Origin of the sequence: Agrobacterium sp. LY4 (genome assembly GCF_001526585.1) — a bacterium.
Classification (GTDB): Bacteria; Pseudomonadota; Alphaproteobacteria; order Rhizobiales; family Rhizobiaceae; genus Agrobacterium; species Agrobacterium leguminum.
Window position 1 is genome coordinate 24,066 of the sequence record NZ_ASYA01000002.1, and the last position, 26,840, is coordinate 50,905.

16 protein-coding genes and 1 pseudogene are annotated in these 26,840 nt (G+C 61.3%); 2 read left to right on the forward strand and 15 right to left on the reverse strand.

Translation table 11 applies throughout. From position 1 onward, the window contains the following. Positions 1–39: 39 nt before the first annotated feature. Positions 40–1,494, reverse strand: coding sequence for a glutamate synthase subunit beta (locus tag L904_RS04945; protein ID WP_020809056.1), 1,455 nt, complete (start codon positions 1,492–1,494; stop codon positions 40–42). 181 nt (positions 1,495–1,675) lie between these two features. Then, positions 1,676–6,421: a glutamate synthase large subunit gene (gltB, locus tag L904_RS04950; protein WP_020809055.1), complete on the reverse strand. Its 4,746-nt coding sequence runs from the start codon at positions 6,419–6,421 to the stop codon at positions 1,676–1,678. Between the two features lie 372 nt (positions 6,422–6,793). Between gltB and L904_RS04955 the strand changes: the two genes are divergently transcribed. Further along, positions 6,794–7,846 (forward strand): low specificity L-threonine aldolase, encoded by a 1,053-nt coding sequence (locus tag L904_RS04955; RefSeq protein WP_020809054.1) that lies wholly within the window; start codon positions 6,794–6,796, stop codon positions 7,844–7,846. A 30-nt stretch (positions 7,847–7,876) separates the two neighbouring features. Here L904_RS04955 and L904_RS04960 read toward each other — a convergent pair whose 3' ends face one another. From L904_RS04960 to L904_RS04995, 9 genes and pseudogenes are all read right to left on the reverse strand, one after another. Then, positions 7,877–8,566 carry a response regulator transcription factor gene (locus tag L904_RS04960; protein ID WP_020809053.1) on the reverse strand — a complete coding sequence of 230 codons (690 nt, stop codon included), beginning with the start codon at positions 8,564–8,566 and terminating at the stop codon, positions 7,877–7,879. Between the two features lie 48 nt (positions 8,567–8,614). After that, a pseudogene (locus L904_RS04965) lies at positions 8,615–11,316 on the reverse strand (DUF4118 domain-containing protein). 54 nt (positions 11,317–11,370) lie between these two features. Further along, positions 11,371–11,937, reverse strand: coding sequence for a potassium-transporting ATPase subunit KdpC (gene kdpC, locus L904_RS04970; RefSeq protein ID WP_020809051.1), 567 nt, complete (start codon positions 11,935–11,937; stop codon positions 11,371–11,373). A 12-nt stretch (positions 11,938–11,949) separates the two neighbouring features. Continuing rightward, entirely contained in the window at positions 11,950–14,034 is a 2,085-nt protein-coding gene (kdpB, locus tag L904_RS04975) for a potassium-transporting ATPase subunit KdpB (protein ID WP_035263885.1), read from the reverse strand. Positions 14,035–14,078: 44 nt separating this feature from the next. Then, the gene (locus tag L904_RS28050) at positions 14,079–14,240 is read right to left on the reverse strand and encodes a hypothetical protein (RefSeq protein ID WP_183044098.1); all 162 of its coding nucleotides are present in this window, start codon (positions 14,238–14,240) and stop codon (positions 14,079–14,081) included. 9 nt (positions 14,241–14,249) lie between these two features. After that, positions 14,250–15,953, reverse strand: a complete 1,704-nt coding sequence (gene kdpA, locus L904_RS04980) for a potassium-transporting ATPase subunit KdpA (protein WP_035263887.1) — start codon at positions 15,951–15,953, stop codon at positions 14,250–14,252. 33 nt (positions 15,954–15,986) lie between these two features. Then, positions 15,987–16,076, reverse strand: a complete 90-nt coding sequence (gene kdpF / locus L904_RS04985) for a K(+)-transporting ATPase subunit F (protein ID WP_003506089.1) — start codon at positions 16,074–16,076, stop codon at positions 15,987–15,989. Between the two features lie 375 nt (positions 16,077–16,451). Next, positions 16,452–17,405 (reverse strand): asparaginase, encoded by a 954-nt coding sequence (locus tag L904_RS04990; RefSeq protein WP_035263889.1) that lies wholly within the window; start codon positions 17,403–17,405, stop codon positions 16,452–16,454. Continuing rightward, the gene (locus tag L904_RS04995) at positions 17,402–18,853 is read right to left on the reverse strand and encodes an amino acid permease (RefSeq protein ID WP_020813467.1); all 1,452 of its coding nucleotides are present in this window, start codon (positions 18,851–18,853) and stop codon (positions 17,402–17,404) included. Before L904_RS04995 ends, L904_RS04990 begins: the two co-directional genes overlap by 4 nt. 273 nt (positions 18,854–19,126) lie before the next feature. Between L904_RS04995 and L904_RS05000 the strand changes: the two genes are divergently transcribed. Beyond that, the gene (locus L904_RS05000) at positions 19,127–20,554 is read left to right on the forward strand and encodes an aspartate ammonia-lyase (RefSeq protein ID WP_245267405.1); all 1,428 of its coding nucleotides are present in this window, start codon (positions 19,127–19,129) and stop codon (positions 20,552–20,554) included. On the opposite strand, the gene L904_RS05005 is transcribed toward L904_RS05000, so the two are convergent. The 4 genes from L904_RS05005 to L904_RS05020 all read right to left on the reverse strand — a co-directional run bounded on the left by L904_RS05005 (position 20,523) and on the right by L904_RS05020 (position 26,666). Then, complete coding sequence (locus L904_RS05005; protein ID WP_020813470.1) at positions 20,523–21,239, reverse strand: FadR/GntR family transcriptional regulator; 717 nt, start codon at positions 21,237–21,239, stop codon at positions 20,523–20,525. The genes L904_RS05000 and L904_RS05005 overlap by 32 nt on opposite strands. 197 nt (positions 21,240–21,436) lie before the next feature. Beyond that, entirely contained in the window at positions 21,437–24,508 is a 3,072-nt protein-coding gene (locus L904_RS05010) for an efflux RND transporter permease subunit (protein ID WP_020813471.1), read from the reverse strand. Beyond that, positions 24,505–25,590 (reverse strand): efflux RND transporter periplasmic adaptor subunit, encoded by a 1,086-nt coding sequence (locus L904_RS05015; RefSeq protein ID WP_020813472.1) that lies wholly within the window; start codon positions 25,588–25,590, stop codon positions 24,505–24,507. The genes L904_RS05010 and L904_RS05015 overlap by 4 nt, the downstream gene beginning before the upstream one ends. Then, the gene (locus tag L904_RS05020; RefSeq protein WP_020813473.1) at positions 25,590–26,666 is read right to left on the reverse strand and encodes an efflux RND transporter periplasmic adaptor subunit; all 1,077 of its coding nucleotides are present in this window, start codon (positions 26,664–26,666) and stop codon (positions 25,590–25,592) included. The genes L904_RS05015 and L904_RS05020 overlap by 1 nt, the downstream gene beginning before the upstream one ends. Positions 26,667–26,840 lie beyond the last annotated feature (174 nt).

Consider the following 26,840-nt stretch of genomic DNA (forward strand, 5'->3'; position numbering starts at 1 on the left):
TCTGCAACAGGCCTTTCCGGTTCTTATTACCGTCGGTGCTTAGCGCGGAAGAACGGTCGCACCCATCAGCGCCTCATCGATCGCACGCGCCGCCTGGCGGCCTTCGCGGATCGCCCAGACCACCAGCGACTGGCCACGGCGCACATCACCCGCCGCCCACAGCTTGTCGACCGAGGTTTTGTAGTCCGTTTCGTTGGCGATCACATTGGTGGAACCGCGACGGTCGGTGTTGAGCGCCAGCTTGCCGTCCATTTCCTTCAGCACGCTGTCCGTGAAGGGACCGGAAAAGCCGATGGCGATGAAGGCGAGATCGGCCTTGATGATGAATTCCGTGCCGGCAATCGGCTTGCGGCGGTCATCCACCTGGCAGCACTTCACGCCGGTCAACACGCCGTCTTCGCCGACGAATTCGAGCGTCGCCACCTGGAACTCACGGATGGCGCCTTCGGCCTGCGACGACGAGGTGCGCATCTTGGTTGCCCAGAAGGGCCAGACCGCCAGCTTGTCTTCCTTTTCCGGCGGCATCGGGCGAATGTCGAGCTGTGTGACCTTCACCGCACCCTGACGGAAAGCCGTACCAACGCAGTCAGATGCGGTATCACCGCCGCCGACAACGACGACATGCTTGCCGCCGGCAAGAATCGGATCGGCCGGCCAGCCGACGCTGTCGATATTTTCGCGACCGACGCGGCGGTTCTGCTGCACGAGGTAAGGCATGGCATCGTAAACGCCATGCAGGTCGCCGCCGCCGATACCGGCCGGGCGCGGGGTTTCCGAACCGCCGCAATAAAGAACCGCATCGTGATCGGCCAGAAGCGCCTCGACCGTCACATCGACGCCGACATTGACGCCGCAATGGAACGTGACGCCTTCGCCCTTGATCTGCTCGACACGGCGGTCGATGAAGTTCTTCTCCATCTTGAAGTCCGGGATGCCGTAACGCAACAGGCCGCCGGGCTTGGATTCGCGCTCATAGACATGAACCTCGTGGCCGGCGCGGCCGAGTTGCTGCGCCGCCGCCATGCCCGAAGGACCGGAACCGATGATGGCGACTCGTCTGCCGGTGTGGATCGTCGCCGGCTTCGGCACGATGAAGCCCAGCTCATAGGCCTTGTCGGCAATCGCCTGTTCGACGGTCTTGATGGCGACCGGCGCATCCTCAAGGTTCAGCGTGCACGCCTCCTCACAAGGCGCGGGACAGACGCGGCCGGTAAATTCCGGGAAGTTGTTGGTGGAATGGAGGTTGCGGATCGCCTCTTCCCAATTGTTGTTATAGACCAGATCGTTCCAGTCGGGGATCTGGTTGTGCACGGGACAGCCGGTCGGGCCATGACAGTAGGGAATGCCGCAATCCATGCAGCGCGCCGCCTGCTTCTGCACCTCGGCATCCGACATCGGAATGGTGAATTCGCGGAAATGGCGGATACGATCCGATGCGGGCTGATACTTGCCCACCTGCCGGTCGATCTCCAGAAAACCTGTAACCTTGCCCACGTTTATGTCCTCACATCAAAGCGGAGCGCCTGTCGGGCCCCAGTACCAGTAAGCGAAACCAAAAGCCGCCCCCAGCACGATGAACTCAAATCCAGTCTCGCCGCTCGTTCAGGTGATCGCCGTGGGACGGCGACCGCGATCATCAGCGAGACCAGTTGGTGTAGTATCCTCACGCGGCGGATTACTCCGCCGCCACGCCCATGCGCATGCGCTCCATTTCCTCAAGCGCACGGCGGTATTCGACCGGCATGACCTTGCGGAATTTCGGACGGAACTCGCTCCAGCGGTCGAGTATATCCTTGGCGCGCGACGAGTTCGTGTAATGGAAGTGGTTCGAGATCAGCTGATAGAGACGCTCCTCGTCGTGGCGCGTCATGTCCTCGGAAACGTCCACGCGTCCCTTGTGCATGAGGTCGCCGCCGTGATGGTGCAGCTTCTCCAGCATATCGTCTTCTTCCGGAACCGGCTCCAACTCGACCATGGCCATGTTGCAGCGGGTAGCGAAATCGCCCTTCTCGTCGAGAACATAAGCCACGCCGCCGGACATGCCGGCCGCGAAGTTGCGGCCCGTTTCACCGAGAACAACGACGATGCCGCCGGTCATATATTCGCAACCGTGGTCGCCGACACCTTCGACAACCGCGACCGCGCCGGAGTTGCGCACCGCGAAACGCTCGCCGGCCACGCCACGGAAATAACACTCGCCGGTGATCGCGCCGTAAAGAACGGTATTACCAACGATGATCGAGTTTTCCGCGACAATACGGGTGTTTTCCGGCGGACGCACGATGATGCGGCCACCCGAAAGGCCCTTGCCGACATAGTCGTTACCATCACCCACCAGATCGAAGGTGATGCCACGGGCGAGGAACGCGCCGAAGGACTGGCCCGCCGTCCCCTTGAGGGTGACGTGGATCGTGTCGTCTTTCAGGCCCTTGTGACCCCAGCGCTTGGCAAGCGCACCCGACAGCATGGCGCCGGCGGAACGGTCGACGTTCTTGATCGGCACTTCGAAGACCACGGGCTCGCGGTTTTCGAGCGACGGCAGGGACTTCTCGATCAGCTTGCGGTCGAGAATATCGTCGATCGGATGCTTCTGGCGCTCGGTCCAGAAGGTTGCTTCCTTGGGAGCCTCGACCTTGTGGAAGATGCGGCTGAAATCCAGCCCCTTGGCCTTCCAGTGCGCCAGCATCTCATCCTTCTCGAGCAGTTCGGAAGCACCGATGATCTCATCCAGCCTGGTAACGCCAAGCGAAGCGAGGATTTCGCGCACTTCTTCGGCCACGAAGAAGAAGTAGTTGATGACATGTTCCGGCGTGCCCTTGAAACGCTTGCGCAGAACCGGGTCCTGCGTGGCGACGCCCACCGGGCAGGTGTTGAGATGGCATTTACGCATCATGATGCAGCCGGCCGCAATCAGCGGCGCGGTGGCAAAGCCGAATTCATCCGCACCGAGCAGCGCGCCGATGATGACGTCGCGGCCGGTCTTCAAACCGCCATCCACCTGCAGGGCAACGCGCGAGCGAAGACCGTTCAGCACCAGCGTCTGCTGAGTTTCGGCAAGACCGATTTCCCATGGGGAACCGGCGTGCTTCAGCGAGGTAAGCGGCGAAGCGCCCGTGCCGCCATCGAAACCGGCAACGGTGATATGGTCGGCGCGCGCCTTGGCGACACCGGCCGCAACCGTGCCGACGCCGACTTCCGACACCAGCTTCACCGAAACATCGGCTTCCGGGTTGACGTTCTTCAGGTCGTAGATCAGCTGCGCCAGATCTTCGATGGAGTAGATATCGTGATGCGGCGGCGGCGAGATGAGGCCGACACCCGGCGTCGAATGACGCGTCTTGGCAACCGTCGCATCCACCTTGTGGCCGGGCAGCTGGCCGCCTTCGCCAGGCTTGGCACCCTGCGCCACCTTGATCTGCAGCATATCGGCATTGACGAGATATTCGGTCGTTACACCGAAGCGTCCGGAAGCGATCTGCTTGATGGCCGAGCGTTCCGGGTTCGGTTTGCCGTTCAACAACGGCATGTAACGGTCGGATTCTTCGCCGCCCTCACCTGTGTTGGACTTGCCGCCGATACGGTTCATGGCGATCGCAAGCGTGGTATGCGCCTCGCGGCTGATCGAGCCGAAGGACATGGCGCCAGTCGAGAACCGCTTGACGATATCAGCCGCCGGCTCGACATCGTCGATGGAAACCGGCTTGCGGCCGAGCGCTTCCGCCGACTTGACCTTGAACAGGCCGCGAATGGTGTTCATGCGCAGCGCTGTCTCGTTCACCATGCCGGCGAATTCGCGGTAGCGATCCTGGCTGTTGCCGCGCACGGCGTGCTGCAGCGAGGCAACGGCATCCGGCGTCCATGCGTGGCTTTCGCCGCGCATGCGGTAGGCGTATTCGCCGCCAATATCGAGCGTGTTGGCAAGGATCGGATCCTTGCCGAAGGCAGCCGTGTGGCGCGTTACGGTTTCTTCGGCAATCTCCGTCAGGCCGACGCCTTCGATGGAGGTGGCGGTGCCGAAGAAATACTTCTCGACGAATTCCGAGGAAAGGCCGATGGCGTCGAAGATCTGCGCGCCGCAATAGGACTGGTAGGTGGAAATGCCCATCTTGGACATGACCTTGAGGATGCCCTTACCCACAGCCTTGATGTAGCGATAGACCACTTCATCGTCGGAGACTTCCTTCGGGAAGGCGCCGTGCTTGTGCATGTCGAGCAGCGTATCGAAGGCGAGATAGGGGTTGATCGCTTCGGCACCATAACCGGCCAGCAGACAGAAATGGTGGATTTCGCGCGGCTCACCGGTTTCGACAACGAGGCCGACCGAGGTGCGCAGACCCTTGCGGATCAGGTGGTGGTGCACGGCGGCCGTTGCCAGCAGGGCGGGGATCGCGATGCGGTCCGGGCCGAGCTGGCGGTCTGAGAGAACGATGATGTTATAACCGCCGCGAACGGCCGATTCTGCGCGCTCGCACAGGCGGTCGAGCATTTCAGGCATGCCTTCGGCGCCGCGCTCCACATCATAGGTGAAGTCGAGCGTCTTGGTGTCGAAACGGTCTTCCGTGTGGCCGATGGAGCGAATCTTTTCCAGATCGCCATTGGTCAGGATCGGCTGGCGCACTTCCAGACGCTTGGCCCGGGCGGCACCTTCATGGTCGAGAATGTTCGGACGCGGACCGATGAAGGACACGAGGCTCATGACAAGCTCTTCGCGGATCGGGTCGATCGGCGGGTTCGTCACCTGCGCGAAGTTCTGCTTGAAATAGGTGTAAAGCAGCTTCGACTTTTCCGACATGGCCGAGATCGGCGTATCGGTCCCCATCGAGCCGATGGCTTCCTGACCGGTCGTCGCCATCGGCGACATCAGGAGCTTGGTATCTTCGCTGGTGTAGCCGAAGGCCTGCTGGCGGTCGAGCAGCGACACGTCGCGGCGCAGCGCGCGCGGTTCGACCGGCTTCAGCTCTTCGAGGATGAGCTGCGTGCGGTCGAGCCAGGTGCGGTAGGGGTGCTTGGCGGCAAGCTCGTGCTTCACTTCCTCGTCGGAAACGATGGAGCCCTTTTCCATGTCGATCAGCAGCATCTTGCCGGGCTGCAAGCGCCACTTCTTGACGATGCGCTCTTCCGGCACGGGCAGCGTGCCTGCTTCCGACGCCATGATGATGCGGTCGTCATCGGTGACGAGATAACGCGCCGGACGCAGGCCGTTGCGGTCAAGCGTCGCGCCGATCTGCTTACCGTCGGTGAAGGCGACGGCGGCCGGGCCGTCCCACGGCTCCATCAGCGCTGCGTGATATTCGTAGAATGCCTTGCGTTCGGCAGACATGGACTGGTTGCCGGCCCAGGCCTCCGGGATCAGCATCATCACGGCATGGGCCATGGAGTAGCCGCCGCGCACGAGGAATTCGAGCGCGTTGTCGAAGCAGGCGGTGTCCGACTGGCCTTCATAGGAGATCGGCCAGAGCTTGGAGATATCGTCGCCGAACAGCACGGAGGAAACCGACGCCTGACGCGCCGCCATCCAGTTGACGTTGCCGCGCAGCGTGTTGATTTCGCCGTTATGGGCGACCATGCGGTAGGGGTGCGCCAGCTTCCAGGACGGGAAGGTGTTGGTCGAAAAACGCTGATGCACGAGGGCGACGGCGGATTCGAAGCGCGGATCGGCCAGATCCTTGTAATAGGCGCCCACCTGATAGGCGAGGAACATGCCCTTGTAGACGATGGTCGAAGACGACAGCGAAACGGGATAGAAATCCTGCGTTTCCTTGCCGCCGCCCTCGTCATAGATACGGTTGGACAGTACCTTGCGGATCAGGAACAGCTTGCGCTCGAAATCGGCATTGCTTGCGGCATCGCGGCCGGCACCGATGAAGACCTGCACGTGGTGCGGTTCGGTCGCTGCGATATCCGGCGCCTTGGAGAGCGAGGAGTTATCGACCGGCACATCGCGGAAGCCGAGGAACTGCTGCCCCTCTTCGCCGATGACGTCGACGATGACCTTCTTGTAGTGCTCGATGCGGGAAGGATCGCGCGGCATGAAGATGTGGCCGACGGCATATTCACCGGCCTTCGGCAGGGTGACGCCCTGCGCCGCCATTTCCTCGCGGAAGAAGCGGTCGGGGATCTGCACGAGAATGCCCGCACCATCGCCCATCAGAGGATCGGCTCCGACGGCACCACGATGCGTCAGGTTTTCAAGGATGAACAGGCCGTCCTTGACGATCTGGTGCGACTTGGCGCCCTTCATATGGGCAACGAAGCCAACGCCGCAGGCATCATGTTCATTGGCCGGATCGTAAAGACCCTGCCTTTCCGGCAAACCGCCCGCGAAACGCGCTTTCGCAGAAACGGGTGCGGCCGCAGCCGCGGTGGGACAGTCTGTGGTCAGGGTGGCGGCGGCGATTTCCGCCTGCGGCTTGTTCGTCATTTTTGTCCCTCCTGCAAAATTACTTGCATGGTTTCATGCGAAGATCCGGCTCGACACGAATTTTCGCTTCCCGCAAAATCCGCATTCAATCCGGCTCGACCAAATTTAGGACAGCAAAGCTGTCTCAATTCACGAGGATTTTGGCAGAAACAGGCGAATTTAGCAAGGGTGCGAATCCAATTAGTGAAAGCCCCATTTTGCAGCGAAGTTTCGATACTGACCTATTGCGCGAAACTTTCTTATCGCAACACCCGCAGAGCCATTGCTTTCATTGCCGGATTTGCCAATCGCAATCTTAGGTCATAGAACTTTGCCGTTCATCGCGCCACGCATTCCCAAACCAGAACCCCAGCCATCGGAAAGCCTTCAGAGATGTTTTTTGCTTCAGACAATTGGGCCGGCGCCCACCCTGCCGTCAACGAACGGCTTTCGCGGGAATCCACGCGCTTTGCCGCCGCTTACGGCACCAGCGAACTCGATCTCTCCATCGAAAAGCGCTTCAACGAGATTTTCGAGCGCGAGGTCGCGGTGTTTTTCGTCGCCACCGGCACGGCGGCCAATTCGCTTTCGCTGGCCAGCATCGCCCGCGCCGGCGGCCTGACCTTCTGTCACTCCGAAGCACATGTGATCGAGGACGAATGCGGCGCACCGGATTTCTTTTCCGGCATGCGCATGGTCGCCGTCGAGGGGCCGAACGGCAAGATGTTGCCGGAGAACCTCATCGAGCGCATTGCGCGTTATCCGCAGGATGCCGTGCATCACGGCCGCGCCGCAGCCATCACCATGACGCAGGCGACCGAGGCCGGCACGGTCTACACGCTCGATGAAATCGACGCCATCGCCAAAATCGCAAAAGACAACGGCCTGCCGCTGCATATGGACGGCGCGCGTTTCGCCAATGCGCTGGCCGCCCTCGGCACCACGCCCGCCGAAATGACCTGGAAACGCGGCGTCGACGTCCTATCTTTCGGCGGCACGAAAAATGGCTGCTGGTGTGCGGAAGCCATCGTCTTCTTCGATCCCTCGCTCGCCCGGGATTTTTCCTTCCTGCGCAAGCGCACCGCCCAGCTGTTTTCCAAGTCGCGCTTCATCGCCGCGCAGTTCGAGGCCTATCTGCAGGACGACCTGTGGCTTGGGCTCGCCAGCCACGCCAATGCCATGGCCAATCGCCTGCGCGCCGGTTTCGCTTCGCTGAACAGTGCCCGCCTTGCATGGCCGACCCAGGCCAATGAAGTTTTTGCCATCTTGCCAAAGGCCGCCGCAGAAGCCGCCACGGCAAAGGGTGCGAAGTTCTATGACTGGCTGGAGCCGCGCGACATGCCGGAAAAGGTCGGCAAGGACGAAGTGCTGATCCGCATGGTCACCAGCTTTGCGACGACCGAGGCCGATGTGGACGAATTCCTGTCGATCTGCGCCGCCGTTTAAACTATCGGAGGGCGTCGCCTTGCGGCGCCCTCACACCTCCTGCAGCCGGTAGCCGACACCGGTTTCCGTCAGGATATAACGCGGCTGATCCGGGGTTTTCTCGATCTTCTGACGAAGCTGGCGCACATAGACCCGCAAATATTGCACATCGGTCAGTTCGTCCCATACATGCTCCAGCAGGAAACGGTGCGTCAGCACCTTGCCGGCATGCTGCACCAGAACCCGCAGAATGTCATATTCCTTGGGCGAGAGCTTCACCTCCCGATCCTCCACCTTGACGATGCGCCTGACCAGATCGACAGAAAGATCGCCGGTCTGGAACACCGGCCTCTCCCCCTGGCTTTGCAGACGATGGCGCAGGGCGAGGCGGATGCGGGCGACGAGTTCGTTCATGCCGAAAGGCTTGGTGATATAGTCATCCGCCCCCAGTTCCAGGGCCTTCACGATACCCGCCTCATCCGTGCGGCTGGAGAGAATGATGACCGGCAGCGCCAACCCTTCGCCGCGCCATTTCGCCAGAAGATCATGCCCCGACATATCCGGCAGGCCAAGATCGAGAACGACGAGATCGGGCTTGTCCTCACTGACCAGCTCCATGGCAACCTTCGCATTCATCGCCTCGCTCACCGCATATTCTTGGGTCGACAGCCCTACGCGCAAAAGCTTGCGGATCGGCGGTTCGTCGTCGACGATCAGAATACGAACGACGGAATTGGTCATTCCCGATCTCCTTCAGCGGCGTAGCTGCTTGTCGCCGGCAATCGCGCCTTAATCATGGTCTATCACCGGCGCATCGGCGGGAACCGGCAGACTGACGGTAAACTGAGCACCGGTACGGCCCGTCCTGTTTCCGCGCGGATCGAACCGCCCATGGCCTCGATGAACCCTTTGCAGATCGATAGCCCCAGGCCCGTTCCGGCCTGCACATGATCCGCCTTACGCACCCGGTAGAAACTGTCAAAGACCCGTTCCGTATCGTCGGGTGGAATACCCGGCCCCGCATCGGCCACGGAGAGGAAGATATTTTTGCCCTGCCGCCAACCGCGCATCTCGATGGCGGTATGTTCGGGAGCGTATTTGGCGGCATTGTCGATGAGATTGAACAGAACCTGTTCGAAAAGCACGGGATCGACCTTCAGCATCGGCAGGTCGGAGGGAATATCCAGAACGATCTCATGCCTGACGACGATTTTCGCTGCGCGCGAAAGTGCGGTTCCGACCATATCGCCCACGAAATGCAGACCGTAATTCGGCTCCATCGCTCCCGACCCGATCCGCGTCATATCAAGAAGATTGGAGATGAACCGGTTCAGCCGCTCGGATTCCTCGATGATCGTCGAAAGCAGTTCGGCGCGGGCATCCGGCGGGATGTCCTCGGCGAAATCCTTCAGCGTTCCCGCCGAACCCAGAATGGCCGCAAGCGGCGTTTTAAGGTCATGGGAGATGGATGTCAGGAGCGCGGTGCGTAGCCGGTCGGTTTCCGCCGCAAGCCTTGCCCGGTCGACATCCGAGACGAGCTGAATCCGCTCGATGGCGAGCGCCGCCTGATCGGCCAAAGCATCGAACAATCGCTGCTGTTCCGGCGTCAGAAGCGGGCCGAGCCGGTCATCGTCCAGCCCCACCACACCGACGGCGCCGCTGCCGGTGCGCAGGGGCAGATAAAGACGTTTGGCGCCTGGCAGCGTATCCGCGCCCCTGCCGGCAGCCTTGTTATGTTCCCAGGCCCATTGCGCGGCGGCAATATCGGCATCCACCAGCGTATCATCAGGTGGATACCCCGCCTTGACCGTGATCGTATTATTTTCCGGCAAAAGCAGAACGATCCGAACCTTCAGCATCGAGGCCATCTGGAAAGCGGCCGCCCACAACACATCGTCCAGCGTTCCCGTGACCGAAAGCTTCTTGGAGAACAGATATAAATCTTCCGTCGTTCGCGCCCTTGCCCGCGCGGCGGCGGCCTGCCGTTGTACGGCCGCGGTAAGATTGGAGGCGACAAGCGCCACGCCGAGATAAAAAAGCAGCGCCACGACGCTTTCCGGATCGCGAACGGTCAGGGTGTAACGCGGCTCAAGGAAGAAAAAATTGAATGCAAAAGCGCCGAGCAGGGAAGCATAAAGCGCTGGCCCCAGCCCGCCGCGCACGGCGGCGGCCAGAACCGCCATCAGGAACACCAGCGCCAGATTTCTGACATCGAGCGTCTGGTCGAGCACGATGCCGGCCACGATCGCCAGGCCGACGAACAGGGTGCTGTTAAGATAAGGCCGTATGGAACGATGCGATTGCGCCGAGGCCGGCTTTGCGGCCTGGCCCAGCTTCTCTTCTTTTTTATCGCCGGAAATGACGTGAACGCTGATATCGCCCGCATGATCGATCAGATCATGCGTCAGCGAACGCTGAAAAATCCGCTGCCACCACGATTTTCGCGGGCGGCCGATGATGATGTGGGTGAAATTATTGGCGTTGGCGTAGGAGATGATCTCCCGCGTCAGATCGAGCGCCGGCAGGGTCACCGTCTCGCCGCCAAGCTGCTGCGCGAGCCGCATGGTGCCGGCCAGCCGGTCCTTTTCCGCCTCCGACAATTGTTGCGAACGCGGCGTATCGAGATGCAGCGCCGTCCACGGCGCGCGCAGCCGATCCGCCTGCCGGCGGGCATAACGCACCAGCCCCGGACCGTTGCCGCCATGATCGAGGCAGACCAGAACCCGGTCTCCCGCCGCCCATGGGCCGGAAATGGCATGGGACTGCATGTGGTTGAGCAATTGCTCATCCACCCGTTGCGCGGTGCGCCGCAGCGCAAGCTCTCGCAGCGCCGTCAGATTGCCGCGAGAGAAATAATTCTCGATGGCGCGCCGGGCGGTGCGGGGCAGGTAAACCTTTCCATCCTGCAGCCGCTTGATCAGATCGTCTGGCGTAATATCGATGATTTCGACATCGTCGGCCCGGTCGATAATGCTGTCGGGCACCGTTTCACGAACACGGATGCGGGTGATCTGTGCAACGACGTCGTTCAGGCTTTCGACATGCTGGATGTTCAGCGTCGTATAGACATCGATGCCCTGCACCAAAATTTCCTGAACATCCATGTAGCGCTTGGGGTGGCGGCTGCCGGCGGCATTGGTGTGGGCCAGTTCATCGACCAGAACCAGGGCGGGACGACGGGCGAGAATGGCGTCGAGATCCATCTCTTCCAGCACCTGAGCGCGATAATCGATACGCCGGCGCGCGACGATCTCGAAACCCTGCACCAGCGTTTCGGTTTCCCGGCGGCCATGGGTTTCCACGACGCCGATGACGGCATCCACCCCATCGACCAGCTTCGCCCGGCCGGACATCAACATTTCATAGGTCTTGCCGACGCCGGGTGCCGCCCCTAAAAATATCTTCAGCCGGCCCCGCGCCTCGCGCCGGGCGTTTTCCAGCAGCGCATCGGGCGACGGTCGGCTCGGCATATCGCGATTGTCGTCAGGCATTTAACCCACCAGTGTCGAGGCTATGGCTTGCGAACAAGCCATAGCCATTTCAGTTCATGAGCCGGCTGCGTCAAGAGCCATATTGAGCGCCAGCACATTCACGACCGGCTCTCCCATGAATCCGAGTTCCGGTCCTTCGACATGGCGCTCGACGATGGCACGCAGGGATGCCTCATCCATGCCCCTTGCCCTGGCGACACGGGGAACCTGAAAATAAGCGGCCTCCGGCGAAACATGCGGATCAAGGCCGCTGCCCGAGGCCGTCACCAGATCGGCCGGAACCTCGGCCGTCGGATTTTCGGCTTTTGCGGCCTCGTAATCCTGTTTCACCCGGTCGATAAGCTTGGCGCTCGTCGGGCCGAAATTGGAGCCGGACGACGAAGCGGCATTGTAACCATCGCCGGCAGCCGATGGCCTGCCATGGAAATATTTCTCACTGGCAAAGGTCTGCCCGATCAATTGCGAACCCACAACCGCACCACTCTTTTCGATGAGGCTGCCATTGGCCTGAAAGGGGAAGATCGCCTGAGCGAGACCCGTCATGCCCAGAGGATAGGCAAGGCCGGTGATGGCGGTGGTGGCGAGGATGAGCACCAGTGCGGGACGAAGCTGTTTGAACATTGTCTTTACTCCTCAGGCAAGACCGAGCGCCGTGATGGCGAGGTCGATGGCCTTGATGCCGATGAAGGGAACGATGATGCCGCCGAGGCCATAGATGACCAGATTGCGCGACAGCAGCGCACCCGCGCCGATCGGACGATATTTGACGCCCTTCAGCGACAGGGGAATGAGCGCGATGATGATGAGCGCGTTGAAGATGATGGCCGACAGGATGGCGCTCTGCGGTGTCGAAAGCCCCATCACGTTCAGAACGCCGAGCTGCGGATAGAGCGCCAGGAACATTGCCGGGATGATGGCGAAATATTTGGCGATATCGTTGGCGATGGAGAACGTCGTCAGCGCGCCGCGCGTCATCAGCAATTGCTTGCCGATTTCGACGATCTCGATGAGCTTGGTCGGATCGCTGTCGAGATCGACCATATTGCCGGCCTCGCGTGCCGCAACCGTGCCGGTGTTCATGGCAACGCCGACATCGGCCTGCGCCAGCGCCGGCGCGTCGTTGGTGCCATCGCCGCACATGGCGACGAGCTTGCCCTTGGCCTGTTCCTCGCGGATAAGCTCCAGCTTGTTTTCCGGTGTCGCCTGGGCGAGGAAATCATCGACGCCGGCTTCCGCTGCGATGGCGGCGGCCGTCATGGGGTTGTCGCCGGTGATCATAACCGTGCGGATGCCCATGCGGCGAAGCTCTGCGAAACGCTCGCGAATGCCGCCCTTGACGATGTCCTTCAGCTGCACGACGCCGAGCAGCTTTCCGTCCCGCACGACGGCGAGCGGCGTGCCGCCGGTCTTGGCGATCTCTTCCGCAATTGTCCGGATGCCGCGTGCGGCGTCCGTTTCGGTTTTGACGGCAAGCGCCACATTGCCCTGTTGCGGAGCGCCGCCGTTAACATAGGCAAGAACAGCGTCGACTGCACCCTTGCGAATGGAGGAACCTTCGAAATCGACACCGCTCATGCGGGTCTGGGCGGTGAATGGTACGAAATTCGCATGCAGCTTCTGCATGTCGCGGGCGCGGATACCGTATTTTTCCTTGGCGAGAACCACGATGGAACGGCCTTCCGGCGTTTCGTCGGCAAGGGAGGCAAGCTGCGCCGCATCGGCCAGTTCCTGCTCGGAAACGCCGGCAACGGGACGAAACTCGGTCGCCTGACGGTTGCCAAGGGTGATGGTGCCGGTCTTGTCGAGCAGCAGCGTATCCACATCGCCGGCCGCCTCGACGGCGCGGCCGGACATGGCCAGCACATTGAAACGCACCAGCCTGTCCATGCCGGCAATGCCGATGGCGGATAGAAGCGCACCGATGGTGGTCGGGATGAGCGTCACGAACAGTGCCACCAGCACGATGATCGGGATCGAACCGCCGGCATAAGCCGCGAAACTCGGAATGGTGGCTGTGGCCAGAACGAAGATCAGCGTCATGCCGGCCAGCAGGATATTGAGCGCGATCTCGTTCGGCGTCTTCTGGCGTTCAGCACCTTCGACGAGCGAAATCATCCGGTCGAGAAAGGTGGAGCCGGCAGCGGCGGTGATACGGACCCTGATCCAGTCCGACAGCACCTGCGTGCCGCCGGTGACCGCCGAGCGGTCGCCACCGGATTCGCGGATGACGGGGGCGGATTCGCCAGTGATGGCCGCCTCGTTGACGGAGGCGACACCTTCGATGACCTCACCGTCGGAGGGGATGATATCGCCCGCCTCGACGAGAACGACATCGTTCACCTTCAGGCTGGTGCCCGCCACCATTTTATATTGGCTGCGGTCATCGCCGGTCAGCAGTTTCGCCTGGGTCTCCGTGCGGGTCCGGCGCAACGAATCCGCCTGCGCCTTGCCGCGCCCTTCGGCGACAGCTTCCGCGAAATTGGCGAACAATACGGTAAACCAGAGCCAGAGATTGATCTGGAAGGAAAAGCCGAGATTGGCGCCGCCCATGATGAGATCGCGGATGAACAGCACTGTTGTCAGCACCGACACCGTCGCGACCACGAACATGACCGGATTACGCGCCAGCGTGCGTGGGTTGAGCTTTTTGAATGCGGCGGCAATCGCCGGCACGAGAATGCGAGAATCGAGGATGCTCGCTTGTTTGGACTGGCTCATGAAGAGGCTCCAGCGTTTGAAACAGGGCGACCGATAAAGGTCGATCAGCCCGTGATAACTTCGAGAGCGACAACGGCGGCGACGAGAGCCGCCATCATCGCGAGAATGACATTGGAAGCGCACCAGCCGCCGGGCGTGGCGCTCCCTTTGACGGGAGCGCCTTTGCGGGCGGAGACGATGCGGTTACTTCGGGACTTGTCGTACATGGCGTCACCTCAGAAGAGCTGGCCTGCCGCCATCACCAGATGTTCGGCAACGGGGCCGAGCGCCAATGCAGGCAGGAAGGTAAGGCCGCCGACAATCAGGATCGTGCCGACAAGCAGGCCGACGAAAAGCGGGCCATCCGTCGGGAAGGTGCCAGCCGAGGCTGGAACGGTCTTCTTGGTGACCAGCGAACCGGCAATGGCGAGTGCCGGAATGATGACCAGAAAACGGCCCATCAGCATGCCAAAGCCAAGCGTGATGTTGTACCAGGTGGTGTTGCCTGTGAGGCCGCCGAAGGCGGAGCCGTTATTGGCGGCCGCCGAGGTATAGGCATAGAGGATTTCGGAGAAGCCGTGCGGCCCCGCCGTGCCGATCGATGCGACCGCCGAGGGCAGTACGGTAGCCGTTGCCGTGAAGACCAGCATGGCGAGCGGCAGGCAGAGAATGGCCAGAACCGCCATCTTCATTTCCTTGGCCTCAATCTTCTTGCCGAGATATTCCGGCGTGCGCCCGACCATCAGCCCCGCCACGAAGATGGCGATGACGATGAAGAGCAGAATGCCGTAAAAACCCGCGCCGACACCGCCGACGATCACCTCGCCCAACTGCATGTTGATAAGCGGGATAAGACCGCCCAGCGCCGTGAAGCTGCCATGCATCGCGTTGACCGCGCCGCAGGAGGCGGCGGTGGTGATGACCGCGAAGAGCGACGAGAGCGCCACGCCGAAACGGACCTCCTTGCCCTCCATATTGCCGCCGGCAAGACCGAAGCCGTGCATCAGCGGGTTTCCGGCCGCTTCCGCCCAATAGGTGACGGCGACGCCGGCGATGAACAGCACGCCCATGGCGGCGAGGATCGCCCAGCCCTGGCGCTGGTTACCGACCATGCGGCCGAAGACGTTGGTAAAGGCTGCCCCGATGGCGAAGATCGACACCATCTGGATCATGTTGGAAATGGCATCCGGGTTCTCGAAGGGATGCGCCGAATTGGCGTTGAAGAAGCCGCCGCCATTGGTGCCCAGCATCTTGATCGCCAGCTGCGACGCGACGGGGCCGACGGCAATCGTCTGCTGCGCGCCTTCCAGCGTCTGCGCGTTCACGTAGGCGCCGAGCGTCTGCGGCACGCCGAGCCATACGTAAACGAGGGTCAGCACGATGCAGAGGGGTAAAAGCACATAGAGGGTCGAGCGGACCATATCCACCCAGAAATTGCCGATCGCCTTGCCGGAAGCGCGGGAAAATGCGCGGATGAGGCCGATGGCGATGGCCATGCCTGTTGCGGCGGAGACGAAGTTCTGCACGGTGAGACCGGCCATCTGAGTCAAATAGGACAGGGTGCTTTCGCCGCCATAATTCTGCCAGTTGGTGTTGGTGACGAAGCTGACCGCCGTATTGAAGGACAATTCCGGCCCCACGGCCGCCATTCCCTGCGGATTATAGGGCAGCACCGCCTGAAAGCGCATCAGGGCATAAAGCAGGGCAAAACCGAGCAGGTTGAAGAGGAGCATGGAGAAGGCATAGGTCGTCCAGTGCTGCTCCTCACGCTCGCTTGTCCCGGCAAGGGCATAAAGGCCGCGCTCGACCGGTGCGAGAACCGGCGACAGCAGGGTGCGCTCGCCATTAAAGACACGCGCCATATAGAAGCCGAGCGGCTTCACCAGCGCAAAAATGATCCCGCAAAACAGCAGAATCTGAAACCATCCATTGAGGGTCATGGTATTGAACTTTCAATAGCCGCCGCTTCCCGATCAGAAACGTTCGGGGCGAATGAGAGCATAGGTGAGATAGGCGGCGATAAAGACCGTGACGGCACCGCTCAAGATATAGTCGAATGTCATCGCAGCCTCCGTCTAAAGCCGGTCGCAGGCGCGCGTATAGGCAAAGCAGAGGGCGAAAAACACCGTGGCTGCGCCGATCAGAACAACATCCATCATCGATGGGACTCCTTTTTATTCGAGGAGCCGGACAGGAAGAAAAGCGCCGTCATGTGGGACGTCGCTTTTCATTCTTTCTGGCTGAGAAGGGAACACCATCCCTTCCCGCACAGAAGAATGCACCCGAACCGCATAAAGGTTCGAGACGGCCACAGAGGCAATAAAATAGGAATCCTATAGGAATTTCGATGCCCGCCGGTCGCGGGCATCGCTGCCGCTACTTAGAGTTTTGACGCATTTCCGGACGGAAAACCGGGGTCCACTTTTCCTGGAAATGCTCTAAGAGAGCGGGCTGTCACCGAAAGCGGAAACGATGGTTTCCGCCGGACTTTTACCGGCCAGCAGCGCTGCCAGCAAAATGCGGGCCTGGCCCGGGCGAAGCGTGGATGAATGCACGGCGCCCGCCGCGACAAGATCATGCCCGCCGCCGCCGCCGCCATAGGTCGCCACCAGCCGCCCTTCCGGCACACGGCTGGAAACGATGACGGGCACGCCGAGTTCGGCGCAGCGCTTCACGGCTTCGGCGATACGCGGATTGGCGTTGCCGGAACCGAGTGCGGCAAGGACGATGCCTTTCGCGCCCGCCTGCAGGCTTGCATCGATATGGGTCGCGTCACAGCCGGGATGAATGGCGACGATATCGACGCGCTGATCGGTTACCGGGGCGGAAAACCGCAGCGTTGCGCCAGCAACCAGCGGCCGGGCGGAGCGGAAGGCATCCGCTTCGTCCGCGCTCAGTTTATAAAGCCCCCAGGCCGGCAGACAGCGGCCGCCGAAGGAAAGGAGCACGCCTTTTGCGGCATTCGCCTGATCGAGCGCTGTTTCTATGGCCCGGGCCAGATTGGCCGGTCCGTCCGCGTCCTTATGGTCTGCCGTAAACTGCGCGCCGGTGAAGACCACCGGCTTTGTGATGGCCCGCTGCAAATGCACGAGCAGCGAGGATTCTTCCATGGCGTCGGTGCCATGCAGAACCACGATGCCGGCAACGGCGGGATCATCGATCTCGGCGCCCACCGCATCGCTGATGCACTGCATGTCTGCCAGTGTCAGGCTGGAAGAGTCCTTCGCCATCAGGTCGACCGGCTTCAGCCGGGCGTTGATCTGCGGAACCAGCGCCAGAAGATCCTCACCCGAAAGGCTGGGCGTGCTGACGCCATCGGCGCCACGCCGGCTGGCGATGGTGCCGCCGGTGGCGATGACCGCCACCAGAGGCGTTGCGTCCTGCCCGCTCACTGCGATGCTCCCGCACGCTCGTCCGCAAGGCGGTAGATGCGGTCACGCAAGAGATACCAACCGATGACGAGCGCCGGGATGATGACCAGCAGCGAGGCGATGGTCCAGGAGCCGACGGGATAGTCGAAGGCCATCAGCACCAGCACGCCGAACAGGAAGATGAGCGTGAGAATGCCGGTATAGGGCGCGCCGAACATGCGGAAATCCGGACGCACGAGTTCACCGCGCTCGGAAAGCTGCCAGAGCTTCAACTGGCAGAGCACGATGACGGCCCATGCGCAGATGATGCCAAGCGCCGAGAGGTTGAGTGCGATCTCGAAAGCCGAAGCGGGAACGACAGCGTTCAGCGCCACGCCGAGAACAGTGACGACGGCGGTCACCGCGATGCCGCCATAGGGCACGCCGTTCTTGTTCATCTTCGCAAGTGCTGCCGGCGCCGAGCCGGAAACCGCCATCGAATGCAGGATGCGGCCGGTGGAATAAAGCCCGGCATTGAGCGAGGACAGCACGGCGGTCAGAACGACGAGGTTCATGATCACGTCGGCGCCCTGCACGCCGATGGAACCGAAGAAGGTGACGAAGGGGCTCTCGCCGGCCTTGTAAGCGGTATAGGGCAGAAGCAGCGCGAACAGCAGCACCGAACCGACATAAAAGACCACGAGACGGAGAACCACGGCGCGGATGGCGCGGGGCATGACCTTGCGCGGGTCTTCCGTCTCGCCTGCCGCCGTGCCGATCAGTTCGATGGAGGCATAAGCGAAGACGACGCCCTGTATGATGACGAAGGCTGGCAAAATGCCGTTCGGGAAGAAGCCGCCATTATCCGTGATGATGCTGAAGCCGGTGACGTGGCCTTCGATGGGGGTGCCGAAGATGACGAAATAAATACCGACCACGAGGAAGATCGCAAGCGCCAGCACCTTGATGAGGCTGAACCAGAATTCAAGCTCGCCGAAGACCTTCACCGACAGCATGTTCATGGCCAGCACGACCAGAAGCGCCGTCATCGCGAAGACCCACTGGTCGATACCCGCAAGCCACGGAACATATTGCTTGAAGAAATTCATGTAGAGGGCGACGGCGGTCACATCCGCCACCGAAGTCATGGCCCAGTTCAGCCAGTACATCCAGCCGGCAGCGAAGGCCATTTTCTCGCCGTAGAATTCGCGGGCATAGGACACGAAGGAACCGGAGCTCGGGCGATGCATGATCAGCTCGCCGAGCGCACGCAGCACCAGAAACGCGAAGAAACCGCAGAGCGCATAAACGAAGACCAGCGCCGGGCCTGCCTGCGCCAGACGCCCGCCCGCACCGAGGAAAAGCCCGGTGCCGATGGCGCCGCCAATGGCGATCATCTGGATCTGACGCGGCTTGAGGGCCTTGTGGTAACCGAGATCTTCTTCGACGAAGACCTCACGGTCGGCAGACGCCGTTTTCCCAGAATGCATGGATATTTATCCTCCCGATAAAGTGCTTGCAGTCGGCGATAAGCCGGAAATGAAAATGAAACTGGCACAGTCCGCGCTGGAATATGGCCAGCATGCATGCTCATGCGCGCTGTAAAGCTGCATGACAGATTTTCGCCCCTCATAATGGCAGATAATGCCGTTCGTCAAGCGTATTCGATATGATTGACCTTCTCCTCCACCCCAATTAAGGTCAAAAAATCTGTAAGACAGCTTTACAGATATTGAAACGCTTAAAAGCCAGTGGAGGAAAAAGTGAGCGTGACGCGCAAGGAGCATGATTTGCTCGGGACGAAGGAAATTCCGGCGGATGTCTATTGGGGCGTGCACACGGCGCGCGCTGTGGAAAACTTCAAGATCACCGGGGTGACCATCGGCCACAACCCCTATCTCGTCAGGGGACTGGCCTATGTGAAGGAGTCGGCGGCACGCGCAAATCACGAACTTGGCCTGCTCGACGCCGAACGCATGGAAGCCATCGCCGAGGCCTGCCGCGAAATCCGCGCCGGCGCGCTGCATGAGCAGTTCGTGGTGGATGAAATCCAGGGCGGTGCCGGCACCTCCACCAACATGAACGCCAATGAGGTCATCGCCAACCGTGCGCTCGAACTGCTCGGACACGAAAAAGGCGATTATGCCCGCCTTCACCCGAACGATCATGTCAATCTCAGCCAGTCGACCAACGATGCCTATCCGACTGCGATCAATGTCGGGCTGATCGAGGCCATCGACGATCTGGCCGCTTCCATGGGCGTGCTGAAGGATGCCTTCGACCGCAAGGCGCAGGAATTCGCCGGCTTCATCAAGATCGGCCGCACACAATTGCAGGACGCCGTGCCGATGACGCTCGGCCAGGAATTCCGCACCTTCGTGGTGATGCTGGGAGAAGATCAGGCGCGCCTTATCGAATCCGCAGCACTTCTGCACGAGATCAATCTCGGCGCCACCGCCATCGGCACCGGGCTCAACGCGCCGCGCGGTTATGCCGAGCTTGCCTGCCAGCATCTGGCGGAGCTGACCGGACGACCGCTGGTGACGGCGGCAGACCTCATCGAAGCCACACAGGACCCCGGCGCTTTCGTGCATCTCTCCGGCGTGCTGAAACGCGTTGCCGTGAAGCTGTCGAAAACCTGCAACGACCTTCGCCTGCTCTCTTCCGGCCCGCGCGCCGGCATCGGCGAAATCACCCTGCCCTCCGTTCAGGCGGGTTCCAGCATCATGCCGGGCAAGATCAACCCGGTCATTCCCGAAGTGGTCAATCAGGTGGCCTATGCGGTGATCGGCAATGACATCACCATTACCATGGCGGCCGAAGCCGGGCAATTGCAGCTGAACGCTTTCGAGCCGATCATCGTGCGCGCACTTTCACAGAGCATCAGCCAGCTCAGCGCTGCGTGCCGCACGCTGGCGGAACGCTGCGTCGACGGCATCGTCGCCAATCCGGCGATCATGGCGCAGCGCGTGGAAGAATCCATCGGTCTCGCCACCGCGCTCAACCCGCTGATCGGTTATTATGCGGCAACCGAAGTGGCCAAGGAGGCGCTTGCCAGCGGCCGCACCGTGCCGCAGGTGGTTCTGGAACGCGGTTATCTCACCGATGCGCAATTGCAGCAGGCGCTGAGCCCGCGTCACCTTGCAAACCTGCCCGCCGTCACGGCTGGCGAAGCCGATCTTCGCCAATAATCGTCGTCACCACCTGCTTCACCTGCCCAAGGTGAAGCTCCATCGCCTCCCGCGCCTCGGGCGCTGAACCCCGCCGGATCGCCTCGACGATCCGGCGGTGCTCGAAATTCGAGGCAACGCGTCGGCCGGCCATCAGGTTGACCATCTCTGACTGTTGGGAAAGGGCCTCACGGGCATCGGCCACCACCTTGGCGAACAGCCTGTTGGCCGAAGCTTCCGCAATGGCGCAATGGAATTGCCCATCCAGCAGCACCCAGGGATGCGGCCTTTCTTCGGCTTCCATCCGATCACAGAGGTCGAGCAGGACTTCCAGCTGAGCATTCGTGCGCCTCAACGCCGCCCAACCGGCCGCAGGAACTTCGATGAAGGGGCGGGCCTCGATCAGATCGCGGGCGGAATAGGCGCCGTAATTCAATTCGGAAGGCGGCGTCGGCGTCATCACATAGGTGCCGCTTCCGGTGCGGGTCTGCGTCAGCCCCAGGGTCTGGAGCGACCGCAAAGCCTCACGAATGATCGGTCGGCTAACGCCATATCGGGCGGCCAGATGGGCTTCGGAAGGCAACCGGGTGCCGACCGAAAGCTGCCCCGAGGTGATGGCGGAACGGATATCATCGAACACCGCTTCTGCGGCATTCTTGCGATTGATCGGCTGCGCATCCGCAAGCCAATCCGACAACCCGCCCATCTTTAAACCCTCCGCACTCTCAATATGTTCGCAATATCAACGCAAAACCAGACAACCGCCCAAACGCAAAGGACGGCCGCCGCTCTCGCGGCCAAGCCGACCTTCCTAACATTATCCTGTCCGCCGGAACAACGACGGCGGATATTTTTGTTGGCGCGAGGGTACGGTATCGCCGCACCCTCGCTCCGCGTCCGATATTACGCCTTGATTTCCGCTGCCTCCGGCTTGTCATCCTCACGCGGGATGCGGAACCACGCGACATAGAGCGCTGGCAGGAAAAGCAGGGTAAGCGCCGTGCCAACCACAATGCCGCCCATCATCGCATAGGCCATCGGCCCCCAGAAGATTTCCCGGGAGATGGGGATGAGGGCAAGGGTGGCCGCCGCCGCCGTCAGCATGATCGGCCGCATGCGATGCTCGGTCGCCTCGATGACGGCGCGCCACGCCGAGACCCCTTCGCTTCTCAGATGCTCGATCTGCACGACGAGAATGACCGAGTTGCGGATCAGGATGCCGATCAGCGCCAGCACGCCGAGAATGGCGACGAAGCCCATCGGCGCATTGGAGAAGAGCAGCGCCACCACGACGCCGATCAGGGCAGTCGGCGCCACGGCGAAGACCAGGAATAGCCGGCTGAAGCTCTGCAATTGGATCATCAGGATCGTCGCCATTGCAAACAACATCATGGGCACGACAGCGACAATCGGCGCTTGCGAATCCGCGCTGGATTCCACCGAGCCGCCCGTCTCCAGCGTGTAGCCAACAGGAAGCGTTTTCTGGAACGCCTCGATCTTCGGTTTCAGCTGCTCCACAATCGTCGCCGGCTGCGTCGGGCCGATAATGGCAGCCTTGACGGTGACCGTCGGGATCCGGTCGCGACGCCAGATGGTCGGCTGCTCCAGCTCATAACGGAAATTGGCAATCGCCGAGAGCGGCACGGCCTTGCCGTTGGTTGCCGGCAATTGCAGGTTTTGCAAGGTCTCGATGGAGCCGCGCTCCGAAAGCTGCGCCCGCGCCACCACGTTGACGAGGTAGATATCGTCCCTCACCTGCGTGACTGTGGACCCTTCGACAATGCTGTTCATGGCATTGGCGATATCTTCCGACGAGACGCCGAGTTGGCGGGCCTTGTCCTGCAGAACATCCACTTTCACCACGCGCGTCGGCTCGTTCCAGTCCATCACCATGTTGGACAGCAGCCGGTGTTCGCCGACGATGCCCGACAATTGCTGCCCGAGTTCGCGGACCTTCTGGATATCAGGACCGCTGAGGCGATATTGCACCGGCTTTCCAACCGGAGGACCGATATCGAGCAGTTTCACGAAGGCGTCGGTGCCGATAAAAGTCTTGTTCAGATAGTCCTGCAGCTCGGCGCGCACCTTGTCACGCACATTCAGCCCCTTGGTGACGATGACCGTCTGGCCGAAGGTGACATCCGGCGTCTGTACGTCGAAAGACAGGATGAAACGCGGCGCGCCTTCACCGACATAAGTTGTCCAATGGTCGATATCCGGATTCTTGGCCAGCATGTCCTGCTCGAACTGCGCCATCTGCCGGTTGGTTTCGGCAATGGAACTGTTCTGCGGCAGGTTCCAGTCAACGATCAGCTCCACGCGGTCGGATGACGGGAAGAACTGCTGCTGGACAAGGCTCATGCCGCCAACGGAAAGACCGAACAGCGCAATGGTGAGGATAATCGTCACCCAGCGCCAACGCAGCGCCCGGCCGAGAAGCCAGGAAAAGGCGGAGGCAAAACGGCCCTTTTTCTCATGGTGCGATTTCATCGTCTTCGGCAGGATCGTCACGCCGAGCAACGGCGTGAAAAGAACCGCGACGATCCATGACACGATCAGCGAAACGGCGATCACCACAAAAAGCGTGAAGGTGAATTCACCCGCCGCGCTGTTGTTGAGACCGACCGGAATGAAGCCGGCAACGGTGACCAGCGTACCGGTCAACATCGGGAAAGCGGTGGAGGTGTAGACATAGGTCGCCGCTTTTCTGAGATCGTCTCCGACCTCAAGCCGCGCGACCATCATCTCGACGGCAATCATCGCATCGTCGACGAGAAGCCCGAGCGCGATGATGAGGGCGCCCAGAGAGATACGCTGCAAGGAAATGCCGGTATATTCCATGTAGACGAAGGTGATCGCCAGCACGAGCGGAATGGAAACGGCAACCACCATGCCGGCCCTGAGGCCAAGGCTGATGAAGCTGATGACGAGAACGATGGCGATGGCCTCGAAGAGCGCCGAGGTGAAGCCCGAGACCGCCTCATCGACCACGGCCGGCTGATCGGACACGCGATGCACATCGACACCAACAGGCAAATCCGCCACCACCCGCTTCATCTCAGCATCCAGCGCCTCGCCGAAATGCAGCAGGTTCGCGCCGGTTTTCATGCCGATAGCAAGGCCGATGGCCGGCTGGCCGTTGAAGCGGAACAGCGAAGATGGCGGATCGACATAACCGCGCCGGATCGTCGCCACTTCCGTCAGCGGGAAGAACCGGTTATTGACCCGCAGATTGATGGACCGCAGGCTGTCTTCCGAGGTGAACTGGCCGCTGACGCGCAGCGCCACGCGCTCAGGCCCGGCATTGACGAAGCCGGACTGCGTGACGGCGTTCTGGGCTTGCAGCGTCTTGATGATCGACTGCTGGTCGATGCCGAGCGCCGCGATCTGCCGCGTGGAAAACTCCAGATAGATCGTCTCATCCTGCGCGCCGATGACATCCACCTTGCCGATATTGTCGACGGTCAGCACCTTCGCACGGGCATCCTCCACCAGATCGCGCAATTGCCGCTGGCTGAGACCGTCGCTGGTGAAGGCGTAGATATTGCCATAGACATCGCCGAAGCGGTCGTTGAAGAAGGGACCGACGACGCCCGAGGGGAAATCGCCCTTGATGTCGCCGATCATGTTGCGCACCCGCACCCAGGTCGGCTCGACGTTGCGCGCCTTGGTCTCCGGCACCAGCTCCACGAAGATCGTCGTACGGCCGGCCACCGTCTGGCTGCGCAGATGGTCGAGATTGTCGAGTTCCTCAAGCTTTTTCTCGATCCTGTCAGTCACCTGCCGCGCCACCTCTTCGGCGGAAGCGCCGGGCCATTGCGCGCTGATCACCATGGTCTTGATGGTGAAGTTCGGATCTTCCTCGCGGCCGAGGTTGAGATAGGAGAAAACGCCGGCAAGAACGAAAACCAGCATGAAGTACCAGACGAGCGAACGGTGTTCGAGCGCCCAGTCGGAGAGATTGAATTTCTTCACTGACGGACCTCCTGATCGATCCTGATGGCCTGTCCATCCTTGAGCTTGTGAACGCCGGCGCTGGCAACGCGCTCGCCGGGCTTGACGCCGCCGGTGATGCGCACGTTGCCGCCTTCGGCAGGCTCGCCCTCTATCGTGACGGGGCGAAGCGTTACTGTTGCCGTATCGGCATTGACGATCCAGACGCCCCATCCATTGTCGGTTTTCAGCAGGGCCGATGACGGAAGCATGATCTGCGGTTCGGATGCGGCAAGCACCGAGGCTGTGACGACGGAACCGAGCCGAAATGCCGGCGGCGCGTCCTGAAGGCTGATCTTCGTGCGGCGTGTGCGCGTCGCCGTTTCGGCTTCCGGAGCGATCTCGCGCACCACGCCGGTGGTGCGAATTTTCGGATCGAGCTGCAGGGCGATCTCGAAGGCGGAGCCGATCTCCAGCCGTTGCGCCGCAAATTGCGGAACGTCGACCACCACGTCGCGCACTTCCGGGCGGGCAATGGTCACGACCGTTTGCCCGGCCGAGACGACCTGACCGATTTCGCCTGAGGTTGCCGTCACCACACCGTCAAATTCCGCATGCAGCTGCGCATAACCCAGCTGTTCCTCGGCCTTGTCCAGATTGGCGCGGGCCTTGGCGACGGAAGCATTGGCGGTGCGGGTGGCCTGCTCGGCCTCTTCCAGTGCCGCTTCCGTGCCGCTGCGGGCTTCCGCCAGCACACGCTGGCGCTGCTCGGTCGTCACTGCATTGGCCAGCTGCGCTTCCGCATTGGAGAGGTCGGATTGCGCGCTCTTCACCGCAAGCTCGAGCGCGAGCGGATCAATCGAGGCCACCACGTCACCCTTCTTGACCAGATCGGCGACATCGACATTGCGGGCGATAATGCGCCCGAGCACGCGAAAGCCGAGATCGGTCTGAATGCGCGATTCCACCGTGCCGGTCAGCCGCAGGGCATCGGCCGGCTTCTCTTCCACGACGACGGAAAGCACCGGGCGCGGCGCCTCGGCGGCGGCATCCTGCTTGTCTTCGCAGGAGGAAACCGCAATCGCCACAGCCACCAAAAACAAGCTTTTGTATATACTGGACATTATTGTGCCTGCCCCTTTTCATAGGCGACCTTTTCACCGGCGCGGAGAAATTTGGTGCCGACGGTGACGACGAGATCGCCGGGATTAAGCCCCTGCGTGATGACGAATTGACCCGTCTCGTAATCGGCGACCTCGATACGCCGCATGGCGATTTCCGAGGATTGCGGATCGACCACCCAGACGGCGGGGAAGCCGTCCTGCGACGTCATCGCCGACCACGGAAGCTCAATCGCATCGACCTGTTTGAAGCGGAAATGGCCGGATACGGGCGCGCCGAGCGGCATGGTCATATCGCCGTTCAGACCGACCTTGACCCTGATCGTTCCATTGTCCGGGTCTATCGTCGGAGAAATTTCCCGTACCGGTGCCGCAACGCTGCGGGTGGAATCCGACAGGAGGCTGACATTGACGAGATTGTCGATGTCCCGCTCAAGGAAAAGGGATTCATAAACATCGAAAACCGCATCGCGCGGTCCGTCATGCGCCAGCGTAAAGACGAGCTGGGCGGCCTGCGCCACCTGGCCGACCTCCACATTACGCGCCGTGATAACGCCATCCGCATCCGCCCTGAGTTCGGTATAGGACAGGGCATCGCGCGCCGTATCGAGCTGCGCCTGCGCCGATCTCACCGCCCCTTGCGTCGTGAGCAGGGTTTCCTGGGCCTTGTCGACCGCCGAACGTGAGGTCACCTGCGTCTTGAACAGGCTTTGCTGACGGTCGAACGTCAATTGCGCCTGCGTCTGCTGCGCTTCCGCTGATTGCAGGTTGGCCAGGGCGACATCGAGATCGGCCTTCTGCTCTTCGGGATCCATGCGGGCAAGCAATTGCCCGGTCTTCACCCGTGCGCCCACATCCACCAGCCGCTCGGTGATCTTGCCGCTGACCCGGAAGGACAAATCCGTCTGGACCCGTGCCTTTACTTCGCCCGTGATGACGCTACCGCGATCAACGGGCTTTTTCTCAGCCGCGACCACATCGACGGTGCGGAGCGGCTTTTCGGCGGGCGGCTCTTCATTGCTGCAGGACGACAGGGCGAAAATACCGCCAAGCGCCGCCGCGATAAGAATGGTTCTCATGGTGACCTCTTGATCTTCGCCTCATCCTATAATATTTGACTGACTGAATAGTCAATGAAATTCTTATGCCGCTGATCGGGGAGCTGTCCGGAGTATCGGCTCAGGTTCCCGAAGATCATTCCCTTCTCGTCCGGCACATACCTGCGGGCGCATTGGCAATGTTCCGGCATAGTG